At 67.7% G+C, this 25,688-nt stretch carries 23 protein-coding genes; 10 read left to right on the top strand and 13 right to left on the bottom strand.

The genetic code is table 11. The annotated features are described in order from the left end of the window. Nucleotides 1-98: 98 nt before the first annotated feature. From AB0H28_RS29240 to AB0H28_RS29210, 7 genes are read right to left on the bottom strand one after another with little or no spacing between them, the layout of a single operon-like run. A complete protein-coding gene (locus tag AB0H28_RS29240; protein WP_358047096.1) occupies nucleotides 99-971 on the bottom strand; it encodes a type II secretion system F family protein in 873 nt (290 codons plus the stop codon). Beyond that, on the bottom strand, nucleotides 971-1,819 hold the full coding sequence (locus AB0H28_RS29235) for a type II secretion system F family protein (protein ID WP_013289172.1): 849 nt from the start codon (nucleotides 1,817-1,819) through the stop codon (nucleotides 971-973). The genes AB0H28_RS29240 and AB0H28_RS29235 overlap by 1 nt, the downstream gene beginning before the upstream one ends. A 2-nt stretch (nucleotides 1,820-1,821) precedes the next feature. Beyond that, the gene (locus AB0H28_RS29230; RefSeq protein ID WP_358047093.1) at nucleotides 1,822-3,132 is read right to left on the bottom strand and encodes an ATPase, T2SS/T4P/T4SS family; all 1,311 of its coding nucleotides are present in this window, start codon (nucleotides 3,130-3,132) and stop codon (nucleotides 1,822-1,824) included. Further along, nucleotides 3,129-3,863 carry a hypothetical protein gene (locus AB0H28_RS29225; RefSeq protein ID WP_358047090.1) on the bottom strand — a complete coding sequence of 245 codons (735 nt, stop codon included), beginning with the start codon at nucleotides 3,861-3,863 and terminating at the stop codon, nucleotides 3,129-3,131. The genes AB0H28_RS29230 and AB0H28_RS29225 overlap by 4 nt, the downstream gene beginning before the upstream one ends. A gap of 20 nt (nucleotides 3,864-3,883) precedes the next feature. Continuing rightward, nucleotides 3,884-4,564, bottom strand: coding sequence for an SAF domain-containing protein (locus tag AB0H28_RS29220; protein ID WP_358047087.1), 681 nt, complete (start codon nucleotides 4,562-4,564; stop codon nucleotides 3,884-3,886). Then, the gene (locus tag AB0H28_RS29215) at nucleotides 4,561-5,430 is read right to left on the bottom strand and encodes a hypothetical protein (RefSeq protein WP_358047084.1); all 870 of its coding nucleotides are present in this window, start codon (nucleotides 5,428-5,430) and stop codon (nucleotides 4,561-4,563) included. Before AB0H28_RS29215 ends, AB0H28_RS29220 begins: the two co-directional genes overlap by 4 nt. Beyond that, nucleotides 5,430-5,966 carry a hypothetical protein gene (locus AB0H28_RS29210; protein WP_358047081.1) on the bottom strand — a complete coding sequence of 179 codons (537 nt, stop codon included), beginning with the start codon at nucleotides 5,964-5,966 and terminating at the stop codon, nucleotides 5,430-5,432. Before AB0H28_RS29210 ends, AB0H28_RS29215 begins: the two co-directional genes overlap by 1 nt. A 797-nt stretch (nucleotides 5,967-6,763) precedes the next feature. On the opposite strand from AB0H28_RS29210, the gene AB0H28_RS29205 reads away from it, so the two are divergent. After that, nucleotides 6,764-7,114, top strand: coding sequence for a helix-turn-helix domain-containing protein (locus AB0H28_RS29205; RefSeq protein ID WP_358047078.1), 351 nt, complete (start codon nucleotides 6,764-6,766; stop codon nucleotides 7,112-7,114). 30 nt (nucleotides 7,115-7,144) lie between these two features. Next, complete coding sequence (locus tag AB0H28_RS29200; RefSeq protein ID WP_358047075.1) at nucleotides 7,145-7,861, top strand: prepilin peptidase; 717 nt, start codon at nucleotides 7,145-7,147, stop codon at nucleotides 7,859-7,861. 43 nt (nucleotides 7,862-7,904) lie between these two features. On the opposite strand, the gene AB0H28_RS29195 is transcribed toward AB0H28_RS29200, so the two are convergent. Next, nucleotides 7,905-8,996 carry an ImmA/IrrE family metallo-endopeptidase gene (locus AB0H28_RS29195; RefSeq protein ID WP_358047073.1) on the bottom strand — a complete coding sequence of 364 codons (1,092 nt, stop codon included), beginning with the start codon at nucleotides 8,994-8,996 and terminating at the stop codon, nucleotides 7,905-7,907. Continuing rightward, on the bottom strand, nucleotides 8,993-9,688 hold the full coding sequence (locus AB0H28_RS29190) for a hypothetical protein (RefSeq protein ID WP_358047070.1): 696 nt from the start codon (nucleotides 9,686-9,688) through the stop codon (nucleotides 8,993-8,995). Before AB0H28_RS29190 ends, AB0H28_RS29195 begins: the two co-directional genes overlap by 4 nt. A 640-nt stretch (nucleotides 9,689-10,328) precedes the next feature. On the opposite strand from AB0H28_RS29190, the gene AB0H28_RS29185 reads away from it, so the two are divergent. After that, nucleotides 10,329-10,667 (top strand): hypothetical protein, encoded by a 339-nt coding sequence (locus AB0H28_RS29185; RefSeq protein ID WP_358047067.1) that lies wholly within the window; start codon nucleotides 10,329-10,331, stop codon nucleotides 10,665-10,667. Between the two features lie 19 nt (nucleotides 10,668-10,686). Here AB0H28_RS29185 and AB0H28_RS29180 read toward each other — a convergent pair whose 3' ends face one another. The 4 genes from AB0H28_RS29180 to AB0H28_RS29165 all read right to left on the bottom strand — a co-directional run bounded on the left by AB0H28_RS29180 (nucleotide 10,687) and on the right by AB0H28_RS29165 (nucleotide 17,460). Next, nucleotides 10,687-11,526: a phosphoadenosine phosphosulfate reductase family protein gene (locus AB0H28_RS29180; RefSeq protein ID WP_358047064.1), complete on the bottom strand. Its 840-nt coding sequence runs from the start codon at nucleotides 11,524-11,526 to the stop codon at nucleotides 10,687-10,689. Beyond that, entirely contained in the window at nucleotides 11,523-15,110 is a 3,588-nt protein-coding gene (locus AB0H28_RS29175) for a hypothetical protein (protein WP_358047061.1), read from the bottom strand. Before AB0H28_RS29175 ends, AB0H28_RS29180 begins: the two co-directional genes overlap by 4 nt. Beyond that, nucleotides 15,107-16,210 carry a DUF4007 family protein gene (locus AB0H28_RS29170; protein ID WP_358047059.1) on the bottom strand — a complete coding sequence of 368 codons (1,104 nt, stop codon included), beginning with the start codon at nucleotides 16,208-16,210 and terminating at the stop codon, nucleotides 15,107-15,109. The genes AB0H28_RS29175 and AB0H28_RS29170 overlap by 4 nt, the downstream gene beginning before the upstream one ends. A gap of 62 nt (nucleotides 16,211-16,272) precedes the next feature. Further along, a complete protein-coding gene (locus AB0H28_RS29165; protein ID WP_358047056.1) occupies nucleotides 16,273-17,460 on the bottom strand; it encodes a cysteine desulfurase family protein in 1,188 nt (395 codons plus the stop codon). 346 nt (nucleotides 17,461-17,806) lie between these two features. Between AB0H28_RS29165 and AB0H28_RS29160 the strand changes: the two genes are divergently transcribed. From AB0H28_RS29160 to AB0H28_RS29130, 7 genes are all read left to right on the top strand, one after another. After that, nucleotides 17,807-19,432, top strand: coding sequence for a DEAD/DEAH box helicase family protein (locus AB0H28_RS29160; protein WP_358047053.1), 1,626 nt, complete (start codon nucleotides 17,807-17,809; stop codon nucleotides 19,430-19,432). Further along, nucleotides 19,429-21,324, top strand: coding sequence for an ATP-binding protein (locus AB0H28_RS29155; protein WP_358047049.1), 1,896 nt, complete (start codon nucleotides 19,429-19,431; stop codon nucleotides 21,322-21,324). Before AB0H28_RS29160 ends, AB0H28_RS29155 begins: the two co-directional genes overlap by 4 nt. Beyond that, the gene (locus tag AB0H28_RS29150) at nucleotides 21,321-22,226 is read left to right on the top strand and encodes a phospholipase D family protein (RefSeq protein WP_358047046.1); all 906 of its coding nucleotides are present in this window, start codon (nucleotides 21,321-21,323) and stop codon (nucleotides 22,224-22,226) included. Before AB0H28_RS29155 ends, AB0H28_RS29150 begins: the two co-directional genes overlap by 4 nt. 108 nt (nucleotides 22,227-22,334) lie before the next feature. Continuing rightward, a complete protein-coding gene (locus tag AB0H28_RS29145) occupies nucleotides 22,335-23,822 on the top strand; it encodes a DNA phosphorothioation-associated putative methyltransferase (RefSeq protein WP_358047043.1) in 1,488 nt (495 codons plus the stop codon). Nucleotides 23,823-24,188: 366 nt separating this feature from the next. Continuing rightward, a complete protein-coding gene (locus tag AB0H28_RS29140) occupies nucleotides 24,189-24,716 on the top strand; it encodes a DUF6244 family protein (RefSeq protein WP_358047040.1) in 528 nt (175 codons plus the stop codon). A gap of 89 nt (nucleotides 24,717-24,805) precedes the next feature. Beyond that, the gene (locus AB0H28_RS29135; RefSeq protein ID WP_358047037.1) at nucleotides 24,806-25,201 is read left to right on the top strand and encodes a DddA-like double-stranded DNA deaminase toxin; all 396 of its coding nucleotides are present in this window, start codon (nucleotides 24,806-24,808) and stop codon (nucleotides 25,199-25,201) included. Continuing rightward, complete coding sequence (locus AB0H28_RS29130; RefSeq protein ID WP_358047034.1) at nucleotides 25,198-25,680, top strand: Imm1 family immunity protein; 483 nt, start codon at nucleotides 25,198-25,200, stop codon at nucleotides 25,678-25,680. The genes AB0H28_RS29135 and AB0H28_RS29130 overlap by 4 nt, the downstream gene beginning before the upstream one ends. Nucleotides 25,681-25,688: the final 8 nt, after the last annotated feature.

Genomic DNA, 25,688 nt, shown 5'->3' with positions numbered 1-25,688 from the left:
TTCGTGAACCCACGGACTCAGATAGCCTCATAGCTGCGTACCTCCCTTCAGTTCCGGCGTAATGACACTTCGGAATTCGTGAACTCACGGACCTTGGGTCAGAAGCTGTCGACGGCGGTGACAGCCGGGTAGAGGAGGAACAGCATGTAGGCGGCGGCCAGGAGCATGACCGGCATTGACATGCGTTCGGTGGCGGAGTTGGCTCTGGCCTCCAGGGCGGCGGCCTGGTGGGCGCGCAGGGTGGCGGCGCGGATGGTGAGGGAGTCGCGGATGCGGGCGCCTTCGGTGCCGGCGAGGCTCATCGTCGCGGCCAGTTCCTGCAGTTCGACGACGCCGGTGTCCTCGCCGAGCTGGCCGAGGGCCTGCCAGGGCGGGATGCGTAGCAGCCGGGCGGTGGCCACGGCACGGTTCAGGCGTCCGGCGGCCCAGCCGTGGGTGTCGGCGCAGGCGTCGTCGAGGGCTTGTTCGAGTCCGGCGCCGCCGGCGAGGGAGATGACGACGAGGTCGAGCACGGCGGACAGGGCGTAGCGCAGTTCGTCGCGGCGCCGCTGCGCCTCGGCGTGCACGGTGGTCTCGGCCAGCCACCAGCCGCCGGCCGCGCCGGCAAGTGACGCCCACAGCGGCATGCCGGCAGCGAAGCTGACCCCGCCGGAGGCGAGGACGGCCATCGCGACCGGGGGCAGGAGCAGGCCGGCGAGGACCGCGAGGCTCTGGTCGGCCAGGTGGGTGGCGGTCGGCCGTTCGAGTACGGCGAGGTCGGCGCGCATCCGCTGCCGGGGCAGGCCGAGGGCGCGCAGTGGCGCGGCGAGCAGCCGGGTCCTGGCCCCCGCCGGTTCTTCCGGGGCAGCCGGGGTCCGGCGCAGGGCGTCGAGGGCCTGGGCGAGGCTGGGTCGGGCGGGATGCAGGCCGGTACCGGCCAGGACCAGGCCGAGCCCGGCGACGACGCCGCACGCCAACACGAAGGCGGCCATCACGCCACCTGCCCGGGCTGGTCGGCCGAGAGCACCCGTGGTGGTTGCGGCACGCGGGAGGCGCGGGCCAGCCACCAGAATCCGCCGGCGAACACCGCCCCGACGACGAGGAGCACGAGCTGTCCGGTGACGCTGCGGTAGGGGGCGAGGAACCCGCGGTTGAGCAGGATCAGCCCGGCGACCATCGCCACCGACGTGCCGGTGATGACCCGGGCGGCGGTGCGGGTCGCGGCCCGTTTGGTGGCCACCCGCATCCGGATGCCGGCGAGCTCGCGGGCGGTGGCGGCGAGGCTGGTCAGGCACTGGGACAGTTGCCCGCCGTGGTAGCCGGCGGCCTGCGTCAGGGCGCGCACGACGAGGTCGGCGGTGGGGTCGGCGAGGTCGGCGGCGAACGCGCGCAGCGCGTCGGGCAGCCGTGCTCCGCCGCGCACCGCCCCCGCGAGGGCCTGCACCTGGGGGCGGATGGGCTGGGGGGTGACAGGGGCGGTGGCGGTGATGGCCTGCTCCAGGCCGGCGGCCGAGGACAGGGTGTCGCGCAGCAGCTCGGCCCAGGTGGCGATCGCCTCGATCCGGGCGATCGCGCGGGTGTGTTCCCGGTCGGGTCCGAGGACGCGGGGCAGCGCCCACACCGCGGCGGCGGTCAGCAGCGCCGCGACCGGCCAACGGGTCGCCGCCGCGGCGGCGAATCCGGCGACGATGGCCGCGAGGAGCCGGGTGCGGTCGGCCGACGTCCACCGTTGCCGTGTCCGGGTGGTCGGGGTGCCGGGTGGGCGGCGGCGTAGCCCGTCGGCGACGAGGATCAGGCCGGCGGCGCAGCCCAGGCCGAGCAGGATCGGCAGCAGGTCCATGCTCACCACCGGTCCCGGACGAGGAGGTTCGGGTTGAGGCCGGCGGCGGTGAGCTCGTCGAGGGTGTCGGCGCGGATCGGCGCGGCGGGGACGGCGCGCCGATCAGGGCCGGGGCGGTAGATCTCGTTGGAGGGGACCTGCGTGCCGTCGGTCTCCAGGACCTGACGGATGGAGGACACCACGCGGGTGCCGTCGGTGGCGATGTCCAGGTGGACGACGAAGTCGACGGCCTGGCCGATGAGCACGTTGGCCGCGTCGAAGGTCAGCTTCTCCGACGCCTGCATGACGTACATGGCCAGCCGGGTCAGCGCCTGCTTACTGGAGGAGGCGTGCAGGGTGCACATGCTGCCGTCGTTGCCCTGCGACATGGCTAGGAGCATGGGTACGGCCTCGGCGCCGCGGGCCTCGCCGACGATGACCCGGTCCGGGCGCATCCGCAGGCCCCAGCGCACCATCGTGGACATGTCGATGCCGCCGACGCCTTCGAGGTTCGGTTCCCGCTGCTGCAGGGCTGTGGTGTTCGGGTGGGCGTCGGTGTCCTCGTCGAGGCCGAGTTCGTAGGCGTCCTCGACGGTGACGATCCGCTCGTGGGGGCTGATCGCGCCGGCGGCGGCGCGCAGCATGGTGGTCTTGCCGACGCCGACGCCTCCGCAGATCACGATGTTCTTGCGCGCCCGCACCAGCGCCCGGATGAGTTCCCGTAACCCCACCGTGATCTCCCCGCGGTGCAGCAGGTCGTCCAGGGTCACCCGGTGCAGGGTGTTGCGGCGGATCGACAGCGAGGGCCGTTTCGCTACCGCCATCACGGCGAACAGGCGTTGCCCGCCGGGCAGCCGCAGCGACAGGCCGGGCGATCCGCGGTCGAAGCGGCGCTCCTCCTGCCCGCTGCGCGCCGCCGCGATCCGCACGAGGTCGACCAGGTCGTCGTCGGAGGCGGCGACCGGCGGCACTCGCTGCACCCGTCCGTCGGTGGTGCGGATCCACACGTTGTCGCAGCCGTTGGCGAAGATGTCCTCCACCCGCGGGTCGTCGATCAACCTCTGCAAGCCGCCCAGCCCGGTAAAGCTGTCCCGCAACGCCCGCGCCAGGGCCGCCTCGGCCTGCGGAGTGAGCGGCACGCGGCCGGCGGAGATGTCCTCGCGGGCGTGGACGACGAGTTCCTCCGCGATGTATCCCGCGATCACCGCGTGGCGCTCGCCGTCGGGAAGCTGCGCGCCGTGCGCGGCCAGGCGGTCGCTGACCCGGGCCCGCAGCCGCGCCACCACCTCCGGCGGCGCTGCGGTCGTGCCGCCGTTCAGGGTCGGGGCGGTCACCGCACGACCTCCAGCGCCGCACCGGCGGGTTGCCCGCCGGCCGCGACGGACGCGGCGAGAGCGCGCAACGCTTGGGCGAGGCGGGTACGTGTCCACGCCCGGCCCGTCATCCGCCCGGCGAGGACACCCGCGCCCCACCGGTCGGCGGGCAGCTGCGCCCACACCGGGACACCGAGGCGCCCGCTGATCTCCGCCGGGGTGAAGGCAGACCTGCCGCAGACCGCCAGCCCGACACCACCCGGCCCCGTGGCAGCACGCAGCGCCGGCAGGCGGGTGTCCAGGTGATCCAGGTACTCCGTCGACCCCGAGGTGACCAGCACGACCGCGTCAGCGGAGCGCAGCAGGCCCCACGCCGGGCTGTTGGCGTACAGGCGGCCCGCGTCGACGACCACCGCCGGAGCCAACCGCGCGACCGCGTCGGCCTGGCCGGCGAGGACCGACACCGCCCCCGCGGCGGTCTCGGCCGCACCCGGCCCGACAAGGACGTGCAAGCCCAACGGCACCTGCTGCACGTACGGCGCCGCCCCGCCGGCGTGCCCACCGTGCCGGGCCGCCGCCGCCAGGGACGCCAGGCCCGGCTCCTGCGCCAGCCCGAACCGCGCCGCGACCACCCCACCACCGGGATCGGCCTCCACCAGCAACGCCGGATGCTCCGGCCACAACGCCGCCATCCCCAACGCGGCCGTCGACGCGCCCGGCGCGCCGGACACCGACGCCACCACCACCAACATCTCCCGCGCCTCCTCACGTCTCACTGGGACGGGCCGAGCTGCACCAGCGACACGTCCCCCGGGGCCGCCGCGACCGCTTCCGCCGCATCCGCGGCGAGCAGCACCGTCACCAACTGCGTGCCCACCTGGTCGGCGCCCGCCGCCACGGACACGACCGTGGCCACCGCCCGACGCACACCGTTGTTCTGCTGCGGCGCCTGCTGCCCGCCTCCGGGCGGCGGGGCGACCAGCACCACCACCCGCGACCCGGCGGTCAGGCTCGTCGGGGCCCGGCCCGGCTTGACCGGAACCGCGATCACCGCCTGCCCCGCCGCGGGCCAGGCCGCCGGCCCGACCTGCGCCGACACCAGCAGGCTCCCTGCCGCCAGCGGCACCGCCGCCGAACGGCCGACGATCCCGCCGCTCCGCTCGGCCGGGACGAGGTCCAGGCCGGACGGGTTCGATACCCGCACCACTCGCACATCGGCGTCGGTGATGACCTGACCCGCCGGTACGTCCCGCGCGACGGCGAGGAACTGCTCGTCGGCGTGCCGGCGCAGGTCCACCTGCCAGAACGTCACCACCGTCGCCAGGACCAGCACCATGCCGGCGACCACACGCCGGCCGCTGCGCCGCCCCACCCGCCGCCCACCGTTGGACACCGGCGGCAGATCCGCAGCGGCGGTGTTCATCGCCCGGGGACGGTCCGTGGTGACGCTCATCGGACAGCTCCGACGATCGCCTGGGACTCCGCCACCCGCACGGACACCGTCGAGGTCGTCGTGAGCGGGGCGAGAGTGCCCCCGCCGCCGGCACCAGACCAGGTGACCGACCACGTCACCGTCGCCCGCAGCCGGAACGCCGCCCCCGCCGCGACAGCGGACGAGGAGGTGTAGGTGTGCCCGCACGGCGAGGACGCCCGCGGGTCAGTGCCCGGCTTCCACGGCTGGCCCGGACCAGTGCACGTCAGGTCGTCGCTGCCGTCGCCGAAGGACCACACCACCCGAGTCGGCGTCGCGGTCGCGGTGACCGACACCCCAGGCACCGAGGCGGTCGCCGACCGGACACCCCACGTCGCCGGGTCCACCCACAGCCACACCGGCACCTGCACCAGCACGAACGGCGCCGTGGTGGGATTCGTGCGGATCTGCGGCGAGGGCAGGCGCAGCCGAGAACGCGCTGCCTGCGCCAACGCCGCCAAGTTCACCGTCGGCGCCTGGTCCAGCCACACCGGCACCTCCTGCGAACCCAGCCCGTTGCCCACGCAGGTCCGCGAATACCAGCCGCCCTCCGGGCCCCTACCCGGCGGGGGCGGGAGACCCACGTCGACCGGCGCCCAGTAGCAGCCGTCCTCGCCGCCGCCGCCCGAGCCGTCTCCGGATCCGCCGCCGCCCTGGCTGCCGCCGCTGGAGCCGCCAGGGCCGCCGGGGGTGCCGGGGGTGCCGGCGTTAATCTCGCATTCGGGAGCCGACGGGTTCTGCGTGCAGCTGACCCCGCCGATACCGCCGTCGGCACGTGCCGGGCTTCCAGATGCCAGCACGACCGCCGCCGCGCCCACGGCGATCAGGGATTGGACGGCGCGACGCATCAGCACGACCCCACGTCCTGGACGCCGAAGCTGGTGATCTTCCAGCCACCGGCCGCGAGGTTCGTGACCGTGGCCCGCGCACTCCGCCGCCCCCCGGGCACGTCGTTGATCGGCTCACCCGACAGGTTGTAGACCAGGAAGTCGCTGTCGTCGATGCAGTCAGTGACCGTCACCCTCGCGGGCGAGGCGGTAAGCGCGACCTCGGCCACCTGCGGGTTCAGGACGTACTTGCCCTTGAGTACCTGCTTCTTGCTCCGGTAGCTGATTAGGCCGTTGCGCAACGTCTTCAGCGCGCCGTCGCCGGCGAACCTGCTGAGGTCAGGCTCGTCGGGGTTGGCGGTGAGGCCGGCCTTCGCGTACGCGGCCCACATGCCGCGGTACGCATCCAGCGCTGCGCCTTCGGCGGCGCCGCGCGGATCCTGGCTTGGCGCGGGAACAGTGACGGAGGTGGTGGGAGAAGTTTCTTGCCCGGTGTTCCCGGCGTCGCACGCCCCGGTGCCGACCACCAGGCACAGGCCGATCGCCGAGCCCGCCACGCGAGAGCGGTGGCCTCGCGATCGAACGGTGGAAGTTCGCTGTCTGTTACGGCTCGTCATCTGCCGCCCTGCCTCCTGACGGTTCTTGGCGACAGCGACGCGGGCCCGCCCCGCTGTCGTGGAAGTTGCACGCACGGATGCCTGAACCCACCTCTACACCCGGCCCCCACGGTTACCGCAACGTGCTCACCTGCCGGTGATTACCGTCAGGTGCTCACCTCAAGGTCACCGATAAAGCGAGTCTTTCGACGCAATCCGACCAGCTGGTGTCGGGTTCGCGACACTATGCCCGCAGGGATCGAGGGCCTTAGAATCCTCAGAAAATCTCAAGGGAGCGCGCAATATGAGCCGCACCGCCGAGGGTCCTCAGCCCGCCGACCTCGCTGCGGAGCTCGCCCGTCGGCCCACAGCCATCGCGGCTCTCGTGACGTTGCGTGACCGCGCTGCTGCCACTGTCGGTGACCTCGGCGGCATCGACGAGGCCTCACGCGAGGCACTGCGGGCCGACCTATGCTGGCTCGCCGCAACCGGACTTCTGCGGCGCGAACCGCACGGCACCTGGGACGTGGTCGCCACCACGGGCGCCTATCACCTGTCCACTATGGGGAACGCTCTGGCGGACGCCCTAAGTGCGCTCGCAGAGGGCTGCAGCCGCCTTGCAGCCGCACCAGCTCTTCAACGACGTAACTCGATGCCTCGATGATCTCCGCTTGACTCAACGTGAATTCGCTGTTCACGTAGAGCAGTCGATCACCTAGACTCGTCCTCTGGCCGACCTTGACGGGGAGGGGAGGCGGATGGACGACGACCTTCACGTCGTACACGAAGCAATCAAACTGTGCGCCCAGCGGTGGACCCTGGAGATCCTCACGGCACTCGGCCAACGGCCGATGCGATTCTCGGAGCTGCTGCGCGAGATCCGACCGGCGCCGAGCTCCAAGTCGCTCAATGACGCCCTGCGCCGCCTGCGCGACAGTGGCTTGGTGCACCATACCGACGACACGGGTGCCGGTACCTACACCCTGACCGCCGCCGGCACCCACCTGCTGCCGCTGCTCTCGTCGTTCATGCGCGAGATGCGCCGCTGGTCGGACACCTACCGCGACGGCTGTGCCCAGCCGACCGCTGCCGATACCGGACCGGCGTAGGCCCATCGCGCGCCACGACAACCGCAGCCGATGAATCCCGCAGCACTGGGGCTGGCACTCTCCGGCGGCGCCCTTGCCGGCTTGGCACTGCCATTCGCGTACACCTGGCTCGCGGCCAACCCACCGGCGATCGCAGGCCTGCCAACGTCCGAGATGGCCGGGATGGGCGCCTCGGCATCCCGCCGTGTTCCGGCTAGGAGCGCGCTGACGTTGTTGGCCGTCTCGGAGCTGTGTGGCATCGGACTGGCTGTCGCATCCGCAGGCCTAGTCTGGCTGCTGCGCGACGCCCCCGGCGGCCTGCCTCTGCTGGCGGTCTGGCTGGTGGTGATACACGCCGGCGTGCTGCTCGCCGCCGTCGACGTCGCGGTCCGCAGACTGCCCACGCCCGTGATCAGCGTCGCCGCCCTGACCGTCGGCGTCGTGCTGGCCGGCCAGGCAGCGACCACGGGTCAGGCCCGGACGCTGGTCACTGCCGCGCTCGCCGCGGCTGCGCTCGGCGGCCTGTACCTGGCCTTGGTCCTCGTGGCGGGCAGCGGAATGGGCCTGGGTGACGTGCGGCTGGCCGCGCTGCTCGGCGCGGCACTGGGCGCCACCGGCTGGCCTGCGGTGTGCCTCGGCGGGCTACTGCCCTTCGTGCTCGCCGTCCCCGAAGCGCTGGCACGCCTGGCGCTGCGCCGTGCGCACAGCATCGCCTTCGGTCCATACCTAGTCGCCGGGGCGCTGACGGCGGCTGTCGTCATTAGCTGACCAACGTGGCGCGACCATAGTGTCCAATATGCGGTGGCATCTTCTACTCGGTTCGCGGAGCCCCAGCTGCAACGATGATTTGAAGAAGTTCAACGGGCATGGCCGCCCGGAGGGCGAACTCTTCGAGGAGGGTGCCGCGTGAGCTGAGTAGCTCGATCGCGTGGCCGATGATCGACGGCGCTTCTCGGGGTCCCAAGTCTCCGGGTTCGGGGTAGCCCCATTCGGCGAGCATAGCCATAGCGCGTCGGTAGGTGTGGTCGCGATAGATGCCCATTTCGTGGCCACGGTAGATGAGGGCTTTCAGTGACATTCCCCAGCGGCGTTTGAGGGCGTGCAGTCGGTCGAAGTCGAGTCGGCTGGGCAGCTCGTCGCGTAGGCGGTTGCTGGGTGCGAGGAACTGGGAGGCGAAGGCGGTTGCTTGTCGCTCCAGCAGCTGACTACCGGGTTCGGCGTCATGGTGCAGCAGCAGGTGACCGAGTTCATGGCCGGCGTCCATGCGGGAGCGGGCTTTGTCGTTCTTCGCGGGACTGGTGAAGACGAAGGGTCGCTGCCCATACCAATGAGAGAAGGCGTCGACCCGACTGGAGACGTCAGGAAGGGTGAGCACGATAACACCGTGCGCCTCCAAGAGCCGCATGACGTGGGGAATGGGCTCGTTGCCAAGCCCAAACGCCGCCCGAGCGTCGAGCGCGGCGGCTTCCACGTCCGCGGCCGTGGCGGGCTCGGACAGGTCGACATGCGGGAGCCGAAGTTCCGGCAGTCGCACGTGCCGTTCGATGACGTCGATGACCCGCCAGGCAATCTCGCCGAAGGCCAGGGCCTGATCCCGCTCAGCCTGCGTGGTGGTGCGTAGGCTCCGAAAGTGAGCATGGCCGGGCGTGACCGGGGTTGGAAAACCGGCGGCGAAGAACTGAACTGGCATCGCCAGCGCGAGCGCTAGGCGTCCCAGAACGCTGCCGGATGGACGACTTTGCTCCAGTTCGTACTGGCTTACTGCGGCAGCAGTCACACCGGCCTGCTGGGCTAGCTGTTTCTTCGACAGGCGCCGCCACCGTCGGGCCAACGTCAACGCACCGGCTTGGAAGGCTGCCGCGGCCAGCGCCGGCGTGTCGCTGCGACTGCGGGCGGGGCTCATGCAGACGTCGGCACAGCCGTGAGGCCCAGACGACGATCGTGGCGGATCCGCAGATCCAGGCCTGGCAGCGGCATCTCGTCGTGGTGCGGAGCCTGGCGGTCGAGCACATGCTGGTCGGTGGGCTGAGCGATCGGCCGAGCGGGCTGGCCGAACCATAGGGCTACCTCGAACCAGGGTGATCCGCCGGTGCGGTTGTCGCGGGGGAAGCCGATGTAGGCGAGGGAGTCGCCGGTGTCGATGTCGCCGGCGTGGGCGATGCGGATGTGCCGCTTGCGGGGAATCAGCCCGGCGAACACCTCCGGGAACTGTTCCTCGTCGTCGAGGGCGAGTTGCCCGTCGCTGCTGTTCTCCACCGCCCCGCCGAGTCGGGTGTCGCTGCCTTCCCACCGGATTGACTCGACACTCGTTGCGGTGCCTTGCAGCGAGTACAGCCGCAGGATATAGCCGGCGGTGAGGATCTCCAGCGAGTTGTCCTCGACCCGGGCGTCCACGCCGGGCTGGCTGGTGAACTGAGCGGCACCGAGGTTGGTGAGGTTTCGCCACACCGTTGTGCCGAAGCTCATCGCATCGTCGCCCAGTGCCGGCTCGTGGCGGTCTGCCGCGCGCCGATACACCTGGCGGATCAGGTCAACAAGCGGGTCCAGGATGCCTCGCTCGTCAAGCGTCGCCATCGCGGCAGTCAGCAACTCCATGCCTGGAAATCTAGCAGACCCGCCATTTGGTGTTGCCGAAATCAAGTCGCCGTCGTGTGGAGAGAGCGACAGGGCGTGACTTGAGCAATTTGGGGGAGTCGAGCGGCGATCGGGCCCGCTAGCCAGCGCCCCCGGAGCGGTGGGCGCGCGGGAAGTCCGACTCGACTCGCTCGGAGGATGGACGTGCACGCTTATCTCCTCATTAGCGACCAGGCCATCCTTGCGACTCCCCGACAACCCGCTGGCGTGAGTCGGGCTCGTGCTGGTGGCCAATGGCTCCACGCGGCGGCATCTTTCATTCGTCGCTTGCGCCTTCCCTCACCGGCCAACCGGGAATCTCCCCCGGCAACCCGCCGAAGTGTCACAACGGAGGACGTCACAGTGCCCCGGGAGCTGCGTGCCGCACTCGAGGGCGGGCTTACATCGCCGCGCCGCTGGGATGGATTGCGCCGCCGCGACCGCCTCCCGACAGCACTTGACCTTGGCGTACGAGGTGGGCGTTCATGCGGTGGCCGCGAACCAGCACATCGCTGCTAATCGCAAGTGGCGCCCGAACACCGTAGGGGGAGGCGGCGGATTGCATGTACTTCGGGGAACAGGTGATGCGGCTGGAGTTCCAGCCGTGCTTGTAGTGTTACCGGTGGCCAAGGATATCCCTGCGTTGATGGTGCCGCCGGATTTAATCGATCGGACGACTGGAGCGGTTCGGGACGTTCGAGCGTTTCTGAAACTGCCCACGGAGGCGCTCGCTGCAATCGTGCAATCGTCCTGGGTTGAGACGGCTGGCCGTTTGGTGGCGGCTGTGTTGGTGCACCGCTTGAGTGGACGTGCAGTCGTTGTCGGACCTTTCGACAATGCCACGGAGGCGGCGTCCTGGTGGTCAGCGGATCGGAACCAGCTCGCCATGCACCCTGCAATGATCATGGCCGTGTTGCCCCTCCTCGACGCCGAGGATCTTATCGAGGAGGGGCAGGGCTAGAACATGTCGGACTTAGCCATCAGAGGTGACATACCGCGCAGCCGGCCTCGTCATTCTCGTCGTCCAGGGCGTCGGCGAGTACGTCGATGAGCGGCAGGTTGCGTCGGGGGCGCGCGGCAGCCCTGGCGAGCGCCGCCTCGTGGCGCTGTTCGATCTCGCCTCGGCGGTCAAGTAGCTCTCGCAGAGACTCGCCTTGGGACCAGGTGTACTGCCGGCCCTGCATGGCGGTGCTGGCGAACTTGACCTTGTCTTCGTACTCGATAGCGCGCTCGAACAGGTCGGGGTGGCGGTCGGCGAGGCCAACCCATTCGTGCTTACGTTGGAAGAAGCAGAAGTAGCAGCCGGAGCGGGTGCGCCACTCGTAGTAGGCGGGCAGGCCAATGCCCGATTCTTCGAGGATAGTGTTCACGCCGTCGCGGTCGATGCCGTCTTCGCGGAACGGGAAGACGGCTTTGATGTTGGGCTTGGTGCTGACATAGCCGAGGCGGTTCTCATCGGCGCGGATCGCGACATAGGAGATGGCCTCGTCGCTGCCCAGCCACTCCTCCAGCGGCTTGATCTTGAGGTTCTTGGTGCACCAGCGCATGCTGGCGCTTGGAAGGGTGCCCTGGTACACCTGCATCCAGTGGTCGAAGTCGCGGGTGGCGTTGAGCCGAACGATGGGCTTGCCCAGGGCGGCTTCGAGCCGGTTGAGGTAGTCGTACGTTTCGGGAAGCTCGGCGCCAGTGTCGCAGAAGAAGTACTCCATATCGGGTACTTTGCCGCGCATGTAGACGGCCAGCGCAGAGGAGTCTTTGCCGCCGGAGATGCCGAGAACGTGACGGACCTTCTTTTTGGTTCGCTGCTGCACGATTGTCATGAGACGGCCTTCTTCCCGGTGGGGCCCTGCGTGTCGTCGGCGCCCGTGTTAGCCGAAGCACCGCTGATGAGCGCCTCGGCCAGCATGGCGAGCAGGATTCGCTCTCCCTGGGCCCCAAGATTATCCCGCGCTTCGGCCAGCACGGTGCGTGCGAGCTGATGAGCTCTGTCCCGTAGCGCGTCGGGGACGTGAACCCGAGCGTGATCCTCCCGCCCGTCTGCCCCGGTCAAGGTGAGCAGGCGGACGGAGTAGGGCTGGGCTCCCTCCTGGAGTTGTTCGCTTTGGTAGAGATGCCCGACTCGGTCGAGGTTCTTTGCCATGGCTGCGGCTTGCTGAGGGAAGGCCATGGCATCGTTGTCACGCCAGTCCCCCATGCCTCGGCCGGCGATCCGCACGACTGCCATGTCCAGCCATTGATCGTCGCCGACCGTGGTGTCGTGGGTGATGGTGATTAGACCCCGGAGTCGTGCCTCAATCAACGAGACATCGAGAAGTGCCTCGGTATGTTGGGCGAGGCCCGCGCGAAGCTCGGACAGCTCGTCCGGCAGTCGGAACGCTGTTGCGATGGCGGTGATGACGGTCCGCTGCAGGTGCTGGTCGATGTCGGCGATCTCGGCCAGAGCGGTGGCGAGGGCGCTGGCGTACTGCTGTGCGGCTTGCTTGTCGGCCTTGCCCCGGGCCGGCACGGCGGGGAGCCCTAGCGCAGTGGGCAGAGCGTCGAAAATCAGCACGTCGGGCTCGCGGGCTTCCCGCAAGGCGGTGCGGACAGCGTCGGCCTCGCGGCTGAGGCTCTTGGTGCGTTGCGCGTAGGGACTGAGGACGCGGACCTTGTCGAGCAGCTCGCGGGCGACCGCGAGTAGCGCGGCATTGCGAACACCGGGCCGCGGGCTGCCAGGTACGCCGATGGCGAGCAGGTTGGCGATCTCGGTGATTGCTTGCTTTCGCGGCCCCGTACCGGCGTTGATGGTCTTTACCGCGAAAGTATTCGGGGATTTGACCATGCGCTCGATCAGCGCGGCGGTGAGCCGAGGCTGGTAGGTGCCTTCCTCGAAGACCGCGAGGTCCTGTTCACCGGCGATCAGCGTCGCTAGAACTACCAGGGGTGCCATGCCTGCCTTGATGCCGTATGGCGGTGCCATGAGGAAGCTCAGCACTTGGTCGAGGCTTACCGGGGTGTCCGAGCTGGACAGCAGCTCACTGAGGGCTGCCCATGCGGGCGCCAGGCTGGAGTCAGGCAGCGGGGCAGTGAACGCATAGGCCAGCAGCGTGTCGAGGCTGGCGGCGGATGTCGTTTCGACGGGCCGGTGTAGCCCGAGGTATTGCAGGGCACCCCCGTACATGGCGCGTTCGGGCCCGTAGCCCTCGATACCGAGGTTTTGCTCGGTGGGGCGGGTAAGCATGGCTTCCATCAGCTCACGACGGGCCTTTGCTCCCTGACTGGTCAGCTGGTGGCGACCGAGCATTTCGTTGCGGATTTCCGGTGTGTGCGGGTAGACCGCGTCGCACACAGCAGATACCACGCCGGCGAGGCTGCGTGCCTGCAGCGGTTCGGTGTCACGGGGGCGCGCAGCGGCACCATCCTCGGTGGGCTGCACCAGATACCACTTGGCGGCGAACTGATTCGGCGCGAACGCGGCAGCAAGCCGAGTGGCGAGTTCGGCGTTCGCCTGGGCGATTCGCTCGGCGAGCTCGCGCCGAGCGACGGCGTCGTAGTCGTCGTTGTAAGAGAGCTCTTCCAGCGCGTGCAGGTAGCGGGCAGCGGCGAGCACTGTCTTAGCGTCTCCGCTGACGCCGACTGCTGCGGGCCGAGGCGAACTCACGGCCGGGAGTGTGCTCTCGTCACCGAAGTGAAACAGGAGCATGCCGTCGGCCGGCTCGCCGATCTGGCATCCGGTGATCGTTCCGGTCTCGGCGTCGGTGGCCCTGGTGATGAAGTGGCGCAGCATGCCAGTGCGTTGGCTGTGTCGGCCCGCTACTACTGCGACAGGTAGGTAACGGTTGACCACGCTGACGGCAGTGTGATCGTCGCACCGCTCGATGAGGGTTTGGATCTCGCCGCCGAGGTCAACGTCGCTACCCTGCCAGACCCGATACTCGTCGCTGAACTCCCGATGGACCAGGAAGTTGCGGTCGATCAGGCTGTTGATGCGCTCCCACAGTGCCTGGCGTGCCTGCGGGTCGGCGGTGTCGGTGGGGTCGGTAAGAGCGAACAGGACCGTATCGAGGCTGGCTCGCAGGGCACCTGACGAGTCGACGAGGTTGAGCAGACCGATGGTCTTAAGGACTTCCTGATCCTCATCAGGTAGACCGTTGGCTTCGCTGATTCGCGTGTCGATCTCGATCCATCGGCTGGCGTTGGCTGAGGCCAGCAGGGTGGTGCGGCCGGCACCTAGGAAGAAGTCGAAAACGTCGGCGAGGCGCACCGTGCTGGCGCGGCTGGGCGCTTCGCGGGCATGCTGTGCCAAAAACCGGGCGACGGTGTTTGGCTCGTCGCTGGCGATGAATCCGGTCAGGCTGCGGTCGTTCTGCCCGATCTGGCCCGCAAGGAGTGGGGCGACGGCCACGGTGAGCGGATGCAGGGGATAGACGCTGGCGAAGAGGGCCGTGTCGGCGGCTAGGACGCCGTCGAGCCCTTGTGCTGTCCACGCCTGCTCGGCGGATTCGGCGTGGCGCTGGATCAGCGTTGCTGCATCTGGGCTGAGTCCGCCGTGGTCGAGAGTCCGTTGGATGAGGTGCACCGCGTCACCGAGATGCGTGGTCATCGTGATGTCTTCGAAGCGGCCTTGGATCTTGGCCCACTCGCGGCTCTGAAGGTTGGTGGCGCGGGAGGCGTAGTCACCGAAGGAGAGATGCTGCAGCGTCAGCAGGTGCAGGGGCAGACCACGCGTTCCGGCGCCCGCCTCAGCGAGTTCCTGAAGCAGGAACACGTCCGCCTGCGCATCGGCGAGCTCGCCGCGTGCGGCGAGGTGCTCCAAGCTCTTGCCGAACTCGTCAATCACCAACAGTATGGGGCTCTCGCCGCACAGCGCGCGGACGGCGGCGATGATTTGTTCGCTGCCGGCATCTGGCTTGTTCAAGTCTGCGAGGGCGGCGGTGATGGGTCTCGGTGTGCGCCGTGCAGGCCACGCCTGTGCGGCCCCATTACGCAGGGCCCGCGACAGCGTGTCGAACAGGGGCTCTCGTCGAGCCGTGGCGATTGCACCGATCATGCCGTTCGGGGCGCGACGTTCGCGGGCGGCGGCGAAGCGTTCGGCAAGGGTCGGGCTCGCCGCTGCGAGCCGTCGGTCGGCCTCGGCGCGGCGGGCGTTGTTTTGGCCGAGCAGCGCGGCGATCAGCAACGCCTGCGTTGACTTGCCGGTGCCGTACGGGCCGGTCAGAGCCCAGGCTCGGGTTCGAGTCCGGTCCTCGAGGGCGGCCGTGACGCGGTCGAGCATGTCCTGGGCACGTACGCCGATATAGATCGGTCCGAGTTGCGCGTGGGTAACATCGCGTTCGAGGTTCGTCGATCGCAGATGGCTGCTGACGATGCGGATGCCCTCGGGCGTTTCCACGTTCGACGCCGCGAACTTCCTCGACTTGCTCATGCGGTGGCTCCCGTCAAGGTGAGCTGTCCGTCGATGCGGCCATCGCGGCGCGACATCATGACGCTACCGGCCTCCGGATACTCCCGATACCAGGTCTCCTGGTCGGGGAAGCCGGGGCGTTGGCGGACGTTGCCGTAGTGGCCGTCCAGCACATCCCAGGCGATATCCCGCGGCGGCCTACTGAAGACGAGACTGCGTTGACCCACACCCTGAGAGATCTCCAGTTCGCTGTACTTAGGGATAACCTCCTCCAGCGCAGAGACGATCTCCGGCTCACGCAGGCGTAGTGCCCGGCCCGGCCCCCCGGGCTCGTTAGCAAGCCGCGCCATGGCGATTGAGCCGCCCTGGCGAAGAGCCGGGTTCCGGTCGGCGTAGTCCAGGCAGGCATAAGCGATCACACGCGCGGGGAGGGAAGTCCGGGCGGTGCTGGTGAACTGCCAGACGCGCTCTTCCCGGTCGCCGCTGCGCTGGGTGCCGGCGAATTCCAGCAGACCGAGTTCGCGGAATGGACAGTCCAGTAGGTCCTCGAAGCTGCCCGGTGATCCAGTGGGCGTCTTGCGCCGGGCGTACATCTTGGTCAGGCAGTCGGCGTCCTTGGCGATTGACGTCCGGACCGGCAGCTCCCACTCGGAGGTGCGGACCTGCCGGATCACCGTTTCGGTCAAGTTGTCTTCTGTAAACCGGGACGATGACATGGAGTTGAAGGCGACCCACCAGGTCGGCACGAAGGACGGTCCGCTCAGCATCCACCAGTGCAGCAGCCAGAGGCTGGCCGTGTCCTCTAGGTACGGGTCGGCGCCGTCCTCATCCAGGAGCCACCGTGCTTCCCAGGTGGGTGCCGCGGCGAACGCTCGGGAGTTCCTGCCGCGCGGGTGCTCGACCGTAATCTTGAATGCGTAGGACCAGAACCGGATGGCATTGACCATGTTCTTGCCGACGCCGAGCCGTACCGGCGCGTCCTGCTGCAGGAAGACCTCGCCACCGATACTCGGGTCACGCAGGGCGGTGTACGCCTTGTGTAACCAGCCGAACCGCGGCGCGAAGGTTTCGTGTCGGGCGAATGACGGAACCGCAGCGTCCTTGAGTTTGATCTCGAGCATGGCGGGGCGAAGCTCCTCAGCGAGGTGATGTACTGGAATGCGCTAGCGATCGAGGCGGCGGCTCACGACACCCACATCGCCTCCTTAACGCGGCGCACTGCGGATACGACCTGTTCAACCGCGAAGTCGATCTCCGCGTACGTAGTGGCGTACCCGAGAGAAAACCGGACGGTGCTATCCGCCTCTTCCGCTGTTCTTCCCATGGCAAGAAGGACGTGACTCGGGGTGAGTGCGCCGGAGGAACAAGCACTGCCATCGGAGGCCGCAACGTCTGGCAGCCCGGCAAGGACTGCGTCGGCAGGAGCACCCGGGAACGTCATGCTGGTGACGCCCGGCAGGCGGGATACGGATCGTCCGTTGATCTTCGTGTCCGGCAGGGCCGACAGCACCATCGTTTCAAGCCGATCACGTAGCTGCGCTATTCGCCTGCGTTCTGGGTCAAGCTGTGCCCGCGCAGCAGCTGCGGCCGCACCCATGCCGGCAATCCCGGCGACGTTCAAGGTCCCGGCACGCCATCCCCGTTCTTGACCACCGCCTCGGACGAGTGGGCGGTGCGCGATCGGCAGGCGTCGGCGGAGGAATAGCGCTCCAACGCCCTGGGGGCCGCCGAACTTGTGCGCGGACAGAGACAACATGTCGATCGCGACAACCGACAGATCAAGGGGAAGCCGGCCGATGAGCTGCGTCGCGTCTGTGTGGAAGATGCCGCCGGCCGCGTGGGTCAGCTTCACGATCTCCTGGACGTTGTTGAGCACGCCGGTCTCATTGTTCGCCGCCATGATCGACACAAGGGTGCGCCGCGGGCCGCTCAAGGCGGCACGCAGTTCGTCGAAGCGCAGCTGGCCGTCACCGTCTACGCCGATGATCGTCAGATCGCACTGCTGGTCCGCAGCGACTTGATGTGCGGCTTCGAGCACTGCGGGGTGCTCGGTGGCGCTGACGACGATGTTGCCGCCATTCGGTGCGGCTGCGCGAAGCGCCAGATTATTTGCCTCGGTGGCCCCAGAGGTGAACACGAGCTCGCTTGGTGAGCACACGAGCAGCTCGGCGAGTTGAGACCGGCCGAGCTGAACGAGCGCAGATGCTTGCCGGCCCGCCGCATGCGGACTAGAAGCGTTGCCGGGCGTCCGCAGTGTGGCGATCACGGCAGACGCCGCCTCCGGTCGTACCGGGGCGGTTGCGTTGTAGTCCAGATATGCGGAGGTGGGTTGGGGTGCTGCGCTGTCTCCTCTGAGTTGATCTCCGGCCACGGCGCAACCTTACTCCGCTCACTCCTGGCGGTCGAGTGGGCCCTGCGGCGGGTCGTCTCCAGGAGTGCTCCGACCTCGCTACCTGCAGCTGCAGGGATCACACCGAGCAGACAGGGAGAAGGCGAATCGGAAAAGAGCGACTTTTTGCCATCGGCGATTCCCGCGATCAATGTGATCAGTAGCGGTCGAGCAAGGAGATCACCGCACGAGCTTCATACAAACGGCCCTGTCACTGCCCGCGCCGATCGCGTTACCATGGCGCCGTTCTGTCGTGCCCGCGTGCTTTCATAAGCCAGTAGGGCCTCAACGGCAGGATGCTCAGAGGGGTAGCGGGGGTGATCGGCGCGTGACATTCTGGTCACCAGGCACGTCCTTCAAAGCCGTCCTCGAGGGTGCACCGATCTCCTACATCCGCGATCAACTCGGTGCCGACCTGTGTGGTCTGCTCGACCTCGTCGAGGGCGGCGTCGCAGAGGACTCGAAGCTGCGTGCTGTGGCGGCCAGCGCCATCGACGCCGAAAAGCTGATCGCCGCGCAAGACAGCCGCACAGCCTTTCTCGCCTTTTTGCCTGCAAAGAAGCAGGCTGAACTCGCGCAGCGGCTCGGCAAGGACGACGACGGGCAGGACGCTGGGGCCTACCTGAAGTCAGCGAAGTGGACCCTGGACCAACGCCAAGAACTGCTGGAATTCCTCGGATTCACCGTCGACAGGGTCCCGACGCCGGCGATGCGGCCGGCAGGAGAGTGCGAGTCAGACTACGGTCTGTTCCCGCACCAGCGAGACGCAGCCGCTCGTGTACGCGACCACCTGTACGACGGCGCCCGGCGTGTCGTCCTCCACCTGCCCACCGGGGTGGGCAAGACCCGTACCGGAATGAATTTGATCTGCGACCACCTGCGTCAGCACGAGCCGGCGCTCGTCGTGTGGCTCGCCCACGGGCAGGAGTTGTTGGAGCAGGCAGCCGCCGAGTTCGAACGCGCATGGTCGAAGCTGGGCAACCGAACCGTCGATCTGGTCCGCCTGTGGGGAGGCGAGAACGCCGATCTCGCCGAGGTCAACGACGGCCTGCTGGTTCTCGGCCTGGAGAAAGCCGTGTCAGCGGCCAAGCGTGACGACGCGTTCCTGCGCCGCATCGCCGCCCGATGCAATCTCGTCGTATTCGACGAGGCACACCAGATCATCGCGCCGACGTACCAACGCGTCGTGGAAGATCTCACCATCAATCCCAGCGCCAGCCTCCTCGGACTCACGGCCACACCCGGCAGAACCTGGGCGGAGATCACCAAGGACGAGCAGCTCTCGGCCTTCTTCTTCCGGCAGAAGGTGATGCTGCGCATCGACGGCTACACCAACCCGGTGACAGCCCTGATCGACCAGGGCTACCTGTCGCGGCCGACCATGCGCACGGTCGCCTCGGAGACCGGTCTGCAACTGACCGACACCGATAGGCGGGCGTTGGCAAGCTCGTTCGACATCCCCGCCGACATCGTCACCCGGCTCGCCGGCGACGAGCAGTGGAACCTGCAGGTCGTACGCACCGTTCTCGAGCTGGTCAAGCGGCACCATCGCATCCTGGTCTTCGCCGCCTCGGTGGACCACTGCCGGCTTATCGCGGCTGTGCTGTCCGCGCTCAGCATCGATGCGGCGTTCGTCACCGGCGAGTCGTCGCTGCGGCACCGCACGCAGGTGATCAGCCGCTTCAAGGGCGGATCACGCCGGCCCATGGTGCTGTGCAACTACGGTGTGCTGACGACTGGTTTCGATGCGCCGGCGGCGAGTGCGGCGATTATCGCGCGGCCCACCAAGTCGCTCGTGCTCTACAGCCAGATGGTCGGCAGGGTCATCCGCGGCCCGAAGGCCGGCGGTACGCCCGACTGCGAGATCGTCACCGTCGTCAACCCCGAGCTGCCCGGGTTCGGCGACGTGGCCGATGCCTTCATCAACTGGGAAGACGTATGGGAGACAGCGTGACCGACGCGGCAACCGGCTACCGAATCGTCAGCCCGGAGTTGACGGTCAAGGCGATGCGCGACAGCGGTTACAAGAACACCGCCTACGCGCTGGCGGAGCTCATCGACAACAGCATCGACGCCGAAGCCGAGCTGGTGGAGGTCTTCGCCTGGGAGGAGAGGCCCAAGCCCGGCGAGAGCCACGTCCGCCCACGCATTGAAACGATCGCCGTGCTCGACAACGGCAAGGGCATGGACGGCGAGACGCTGCGCCGTGCTCTCAAGTTTGGCGACGGCCGCGGCGGTGACAGCAAGCGCATCGGCCGCTTCGGCATGGGCCTGCCGAACTCCAGCATGTCCCAGTGCCGCAAGGTCGAGGTCTGGTCTTGGACGAACGGCGCCGGCAACGCGCTGTACACCTACCTCTCGCTCGAAGAGATCAATAACGGTCTCGATGATGTCCCGGAGCCGGTGCATCAGCGTGTGCCGGATCAGTGGCAACAGCTAAGTGAAGGTCTCGGCGAGACAGGCACGCTGGTGGTCTGGAGCGATCTCGACCGTGTCCTGTGGTACGGAGCCGCCGCGACTCTGCGCAACACCGAGGAACTCATCGGCCGGGTCTATCGGCATTACCTCAATCCCGTGGCCGAAGGCGCTGGCCACCGCAGCGTTGAGATCCGGCTTGTGCCGGTGCGTGATGGCGCCGTCATTGAAGGCGAACGGCAAGTACGCCCCAACGACCCGCTCTACCTGACCGCGAAGACCTGCACGCCCGCGCCATTCGCAGACCAGCCGATGTTCATGCCGTTCAACATGGGCGACGAGGACAACCCCGGTGTGGTGCGCGTGCCCATCACCTATAAAGGGCAAACACACGACGTCATTGTCAGAGCGTCCATCGCACGCCCCGAAGCACGTCAGTCCGACGTGAGCGGCCATCCGTGGCCGGCCAACGCGAACAAGAACGTCGAGCCTGGCCAGCAGCAGTGGGGCAAGCACGCCAAGCGCAACATCGGTGTTTCCCTCGTCCGGCAGGGCCGCGAGCTCGATCTCGACACCTCGTGGGCGATCGGCTATGACCCGGTCGAGCGCTGGTGGGGAGTGGAGGTCGACTTCCCGCGGGAACTCGACGCGGCCTTCGGTGTCACCAACAACAAGCAGACCGCGACCAACTTCTCGGCCCTGGCTCACTTCGACTGGGCGGCGGAGGCCGATCCGGGCGAGACCTTCAAGGCTCTAAAGGATCGCCTTGCCGAGCGCGGCGATCAGCGGGTGCCGTTGATCGACCTGGCTTTCTATCTGCAGGAGCGGCTGCTGCCGCGCATGCGCCGCCAGCTCAGGCAGCAGCGGGTCGGTGCGCGTACGAACAACAAGCGTCACGAGGATGAAGCCGCCAACAAGGCCAACGACGCCATCAACCGCCGTCGGGAGGAGGGCCGCCTCGGCCAGACCGACAAACTGGACGAGCAGGCCGAGCCCGAGCAGAAGCGCCAGGAGCAGGTCGAGGCGCTCACCAATCGCCACCACATCGATAAGGAAATCGCGGAGGCGCTCGTCGACGAGGACTTGGCCAAGGACGTCCGCGTGCGGTGGATCTCCAGCTTCCAAGACTCGCCCGCTTTCTTCAGCATCGACCTCATGGCCGGCATGCTTCAGGTCATTTTCAACAGCAATCACCCGCTACACCGTGAACTCGTCACCGTTCTCGAAGACGTTCCCGATGACGCAGACGCCGATGCCCTTCGCGAGCGTCTCAGCCGGGCTGCGGACACCTTCAAGCTGCTGCTGTTCTCCTGGGCCAGGATGGAAGATGAGATCCCGGGCGAGAGGCAGCGGGCGAAGATCACCGAAGCACGCCAAGACTGGGGCCGCTACGCCCGTGACTTCATCGATGGCGAGGACGACGACGAGTGAGCACTCGTGACGAGCGCATCTGGCAACAGGTGCGCACACTGCTCCATCGCGCCACCGACCACGTTCAGCTGATCGCTCCGTTCATCAAAATCGATGTCTTCCGAGCCGTGCTCGAGGCCACGCCAACGTCCGTTCGGCAGATCGACTGCGTAACTCGCTGGTCGGTCGCCGAGGTAGCCGCCGGCGTATCCGATCCCGAGATTGTCCAACTAGTCAACGAGGACGAGCGTCTCCGCGTGCGTCTGTGCCATAACCTGCATGCGAAACTCTTTCTCGCCGACGCGGTCGGCCTTGTCGGGTCGGCGAATCTCACCAGGAAGGCGTTTGGGACTACTGCGCGGCACAACCTCGAACTCCTCGTCGAGGTCGACGCGGACCACCCGGAGATCCAGCACCTGCTTCAGCACATCGAGCTGACTGCTGTGCCAGCCACCGAAGCGATGGCCGTCGCCATCCGTGAACAGGCGAAGCTGCTCCAGGAAGCAGAGAGTACGATCATCGTGCCAGGCGAGGACGTCGTACCGGCGGCCTGGTATCCCGTCACACGACGGCCGGACCGCATCTACGCCGCATACCTCGGCAGGGCCGACGCGTCGCCAGCGGTGCGCGAGGGGTACGTCCATGACCTCGCCTTCCTCGGCGTAACGCCAGGTCTGGATGAAGCCGGCTTCAACGACGCGGTCCGACAACGGCTCGGGGCGATACCCGAGGTTGGCCGCCTCCTCAAGGGCGATCGACTGACAAACCTGGACATCCAGCTGTCGATCAGTAAAAGGGTGGGGCTCGGGCAAAACGAGGCCCGTCGGGTTGCCGAGACGATCGCCGAGTGGCTTAAGCACTTCGACCACTTCTACATGGATGTCGCGACCTGGGAACTCAGGCCCGGCCAGGAACACGAATAGACTTCACGAAACATCCCGGCAGGACGCCCGCATCGGCCGGTGGAACGCCGCGCAGAGAGCGCCATCCGCGCGGCGAGCGGCCTGCGGAACGGGCACAATATGGTGACCATGGACGTTAAGCAGGCGGTTCCGCGCCACCGCACCGCGATCGCGCGGCCGGATCTGTCCAAGCCGATCGCTCTGGCCCTCGCCGACGGTGTCATCACCGAGAGTTCCAGCCTGTTCGACTACGGATGCGGCCGAGGTGACGATGTCGCGCGATTGCGGGCTCTCGGCTACGAGGCGTATGGCTGGGATCCCGGACACCGGCCGACCGCGGAGATCCGATCTGCCGACGTCGTCAACCTCGGCTATGTCGTGAACGTCATCGAAGATCCAGCGGAGAGGGTAGAAGCGCTCCGAACTGCCTGGGCGCTTGCAGGAAAGGCGCTCGTTGTCGCAGCCCGTCCCGGCTGGGAAGCGCGCACCGTCGCGGGAAAGCGGCATGGCGACGGGATCCTGACCACCCGCGGAACGTTCCAGAAGTTCTTCACACAAGAGGCACTGCAGACGTGGATTAAGAGCGAGCTCCGGGCGGACTGCGTTGCCGCGGCACCCGGGATCTTCTACGTCTTCCGCGACGAGAGCCATGCTCAGTCCCTGCTCGCTACCCGCATCCGACGCCGGTCGGCGCCGGTGCGTCAGCCGAAGAAGCGCCAGGCGCTCTACGACGCCCACCGCGAGGTGATGGATGAGATCCACGGCTTCGTCGCCGATCGAGGCCGCCTCCCAGACCTGTGGGAACTGAACGGCAGTGCTGATCGACTTGCCGCCGCCTCCTCGCTGTCGATCAAGCAAGCGGTTGCCATCCTCCGCCAGGTCATCGGCGCGGAGGAATGGGACCACGATCTGGGAGTTGCGCGCGAACGCGCCCAGCAGGACCTCCTCGTGTACCTAGCACTGGCCGCGTTCACCAAACGGCCTAAAGCGTCACACCTTCCCCGAGATATCGCTCTCGACATCAAGGCCCTGTTCGGCTCCTACAGCGCGGCTTGCAACCGTGCCGATCAACTGCTGCACAGCGTCGCTGATCAGAGCGCCGTGAACGCCGCCTGCGGGCAATCTAAGGTCGGCAAACTGACGCCAGAGGCGCTCTACGTCCACCAGAGTGCGTCTCAGCAGATCAGCCCGTTACTACGCGTCTACGAAGGATGCGCACGCGTACTGATTGGCAGCGTCGCCGAGTCCAACATCATCAAGCTATCGCGTACTGGTCCGAAGGTCTCCTACCTCTCGTATCCCACGTTCGATCGAGACCCGCACCCCGCGCTCGCCACCTCGCTACGCGCCGACCTGCGTCGCCTCGACGTCAAGCACATTGATTTTCGTGAGTCAATGAATCCCCCCATTCTCCACCGCAAGGAGACGTTCGTCGCCGACGACTATCCGCAGCGGGAGACGTTCGCCCGGCTCACGCGTCAGGAAGAGCGAGCCGGCCTGCTTGAGGCAAGCAGCTCCATCGGCACGCAGGAAGGCTGGCGGACACGCCTCGACAGCTCCGGCTATCGCCTGCAAGGCCACAAGCTCGTACCCAACTCGCCCGCTCAGATCGAGTGACGAGTGCTCGCCTCGTTCTCGATAGCGATCGGGGTCGGGGTCGGGGTCAAGGTTCAGTAGCCCCAGCGGCGCCGGACGTGGATCTCGCGGACCGGGATCTTGGAGAGCGCACTGCCGAAGCAGTCGCCATCCTCACCAAGGTCACTGCCGACAGTACGCGGCTGCTGGTGATGACCACCCGAACGCGGTGGCGGTGGCGGTGGCTGGCGCTTTACAGGCATGGAGAGGTGAGGCCCGACGCCTGCCGTTCATTAAGAGAACCCGGACCTCTCAACGGAAGTCGTTCCGCGCATTGGTTGTGTTCCACCGGCACTCGTTTCTACGCTGCCACAGTTCTGTGTGGACTCGGAGCCGGAGGGTGACGCGATGTCGCTGACCGACAGCATTGGTGCCGACATGCAGGCGATGGCGGCAGGCGTGGACCGGACGCAGCAGGAGGCCGGCGCTGTCGACCACGCGATCGAGCAGATCACCGCACGGGCGGTGGCCTCCGGCTTCGCCGGCATCGCTGTCGGGTTGGCTCGCGCGCGAGAAGTGCTCGGACAGGCCCGGTCTCGGCTGGCGCAGGCCGGTGGGGTCCTGGGTGAGGCGTCGCGGTCGCTCAGCGCCGTGCCGCAGCAGCCGTCACCGCAGGAGACGATCGCCGCGCTCACGCCGGTCGTAGCCGCGCTGACCGCCGTCGACGGCCATGTCACTGCGGCCGGATCCGCGGTCGATGACACGCGACGGCTGGTCACGGCGGCGTTGCAGGGAGGACAGCCCGGTCCCACGCTATCGCGGCTGCAGCAGGTGCTGCAGGTCCTGGCGACCGTCCGGACCCGCGGGACCGAAGCCCGACAGCACGTCGATACGGCGCTGGCGCAGGCTCGGCAGGTCGGTGAACTGGGATCTTGACGACGGGCGGTGGCAGCGACATCAGCCGACCGCCCGCCACACGCGACACGTCTGCGACTGCAACGGAAGCACCGGCTCAGCCCGAGTTGGTGCCCGAAGGGTTGACCGATGCCGCTCGGGACCTGCCTCGGCGGCAAGCGAAAGACCCTACCTTCGGTGTGGCGTTGATCGGTGGTGAGCGGATACCCATGAGGTCTGGCCGTGACCCGGACGCCGCTGCCGACCTCAAGCCTGCCTACAAACTTATCGCCACCACGACCGACCATCTGGAAGCCAAGCTTGCCGCCCGGATGCGCCGCGACCACATCACCCAGGCAGCTGTGGTGACGAACAATCCGCCCTGCGACTACACCCCCTACGGCTGCGAGAAGATCCTCTCCCGGCTGCTGCCGGCCGGCGCGCGGCTGGCCGTCTACGTACGCGACGATGACGGTCAGGTACGCCATTGGCGTACCTACACCGGAAACGGAAAGGCGATCGCATGAAGGTGACCTGGACCTACGACCGGGGCAAACAGCGCGACAACCACGAGGTCGAACTGACCGACCCCGACGCCCTGGGAGCCCTCCTTCGCGAGATCCAACAGGCCGGCGAGCCCGTCGTGCTGACCATCTTCAGCGACACCGACAATGACCCCGATGACCTGCCACCCGGCTTCCAGATCGGACTCGGTCACCCCACCCACGCCTTCGCGGTACACATCGCTGACGACGGCGGCTACCTCAACGACCCCACAGCGGAAACCCCGCCCGAGGGACTCCACTTCGACTTCGGCGGAGTGCCCACCGAGTACCCGGCCGAGCACCTACAACTTCGGCCCGAAACGGCGATACAACTGGCAGTCACCTTCCTCAAGACCGTGTCAAGCCCCGGGTTTGGGACTGTACAAATAACGGCTGATCGACCGATCAAGGGAGAGACGCCAGATGACGACCGAGACCACCGTGGGACAGCCGGCCGCTGAGCCGTCGG

This window comes from Micromonospora sp. NPDC050980 (genome assembly GCF_040653835.1).
Lineage (GTDB): Bacteria > Actinomycetota > Actinomycetes > Mycobacteriales > Micromonosporaceae > Micromonospora.
This window is presented reverse-complemented; position numbering and strand designations above follow the sequence as displayed.

Bases quoted from the DNA above. Each gene is read 5' to 3' on its own strand.
- AB0H28_RS29240 (WP_358047096.1), bottom strand. From the start codon at position 971: ATGGCCGCCTTCGTGTTGGCGTGCGGCGTCGTCGCCGGGCTCGGCCTG.
- AB0H28_RS29140 (WP_358047040.1), top strand. From the start codon at position 24,189: ATGTCGCTGACCGACAGCATTGGTGCCGACATGCAGGCGATGGCGGCA.
- AB0H28_RS29130 (WP_358047034.1), top strand. From the start codon at position 25,198: ATGAAGGTGACCTGGACCTACGACCGGGGCAAACAGCGCGACAACCAC.
- AB0H28_RS29205 (WP_358047078.1), top strand. From the start codon at position 6,764: ATGGACGACGACCTTCACGTCGTACACGAAGCAATCAAACTGTGCGCC.
- AB0H28_RS29190 (WP_358047070.1), bottom strand. From the start codon at position 9,688: ATGGAGTTGCTGACTGCCGCGATGGCGACGCTTGACGAGCGAGGCATC.
- AB0H28_RS29215 (WP_358047084.1), bottom strand. From the start codon at position 5,430: ATGCGTCGCGCCGTCCAATCCCTGATCGCCGTGGGCGCGGCGGCGGTC.
- AB0H28_RS29195 (WP_358047073.1), bottom strand. From the start codon at position 8,996: ATGAGCCCCGCCCGCAGTCGCAGCGACACGCCGGCGCTGGCCGCGGCA.
- AB0H28_RS29180 (WP_358047064.1), bottom strand. From the start codon at position 11,526: ATGACAATCGTGCAGCAGCGAACCAAAAAGAAGGTCCGTCACGTTCTC.
- AB0H28_RS29145 (WP_358047043.1), top strand. From the start codon at position 22,335: ATGGACGTTAAGCAGGCGGTTCCGCGCCACCGCACCGCGATCGCGCGG.
- AB0H28_RS29225 (WP_358047090.1), bottom strand. From the start codon at position 3,863: ATGTTGGTGGTGGTGGCGTCGGTGTCCGGCGCGCCGGGCGCGTCGACG.
- AB0H28_RS29200 (WP_358047075.1), top strand. From the start codon at position 7,145: ATGAATCCCGCAGCACTGGGGCTGGCACTCTCCGGCGGCGCCCTTGCC.
- AB0H28_RS29235 (WP_013289172.1), bottom strand. From the start codon at position 1,819: ATGGACCTGCTGCCGATCCTGCTCGGCCTGGGCTGCGCCGCCGGCCTG.
- AB0H28_RS29170 (WP_358047059.1), bottom strand. From the start codon at position 16,210: ATGCTCGAGATCAAACTCAAGGACGCTGCGGTTCCGTCATTCGCCCGA.
- AB0H28_RS29175 (WP_358047061.1), bottom strand. From the start codon at position 15,110: ATGAGCAAGTCGAGGAAGTTCGCGGCGTCGAACGTGGAAACGCCCGAG.
- AB0H28_RS29220 (WP_358047087.1), bottom strand. From the start codon at position 4,564: ATGAGCGTCACCACGGACCGTCCCCGGGCGATGAACACCGCCGCTGCG.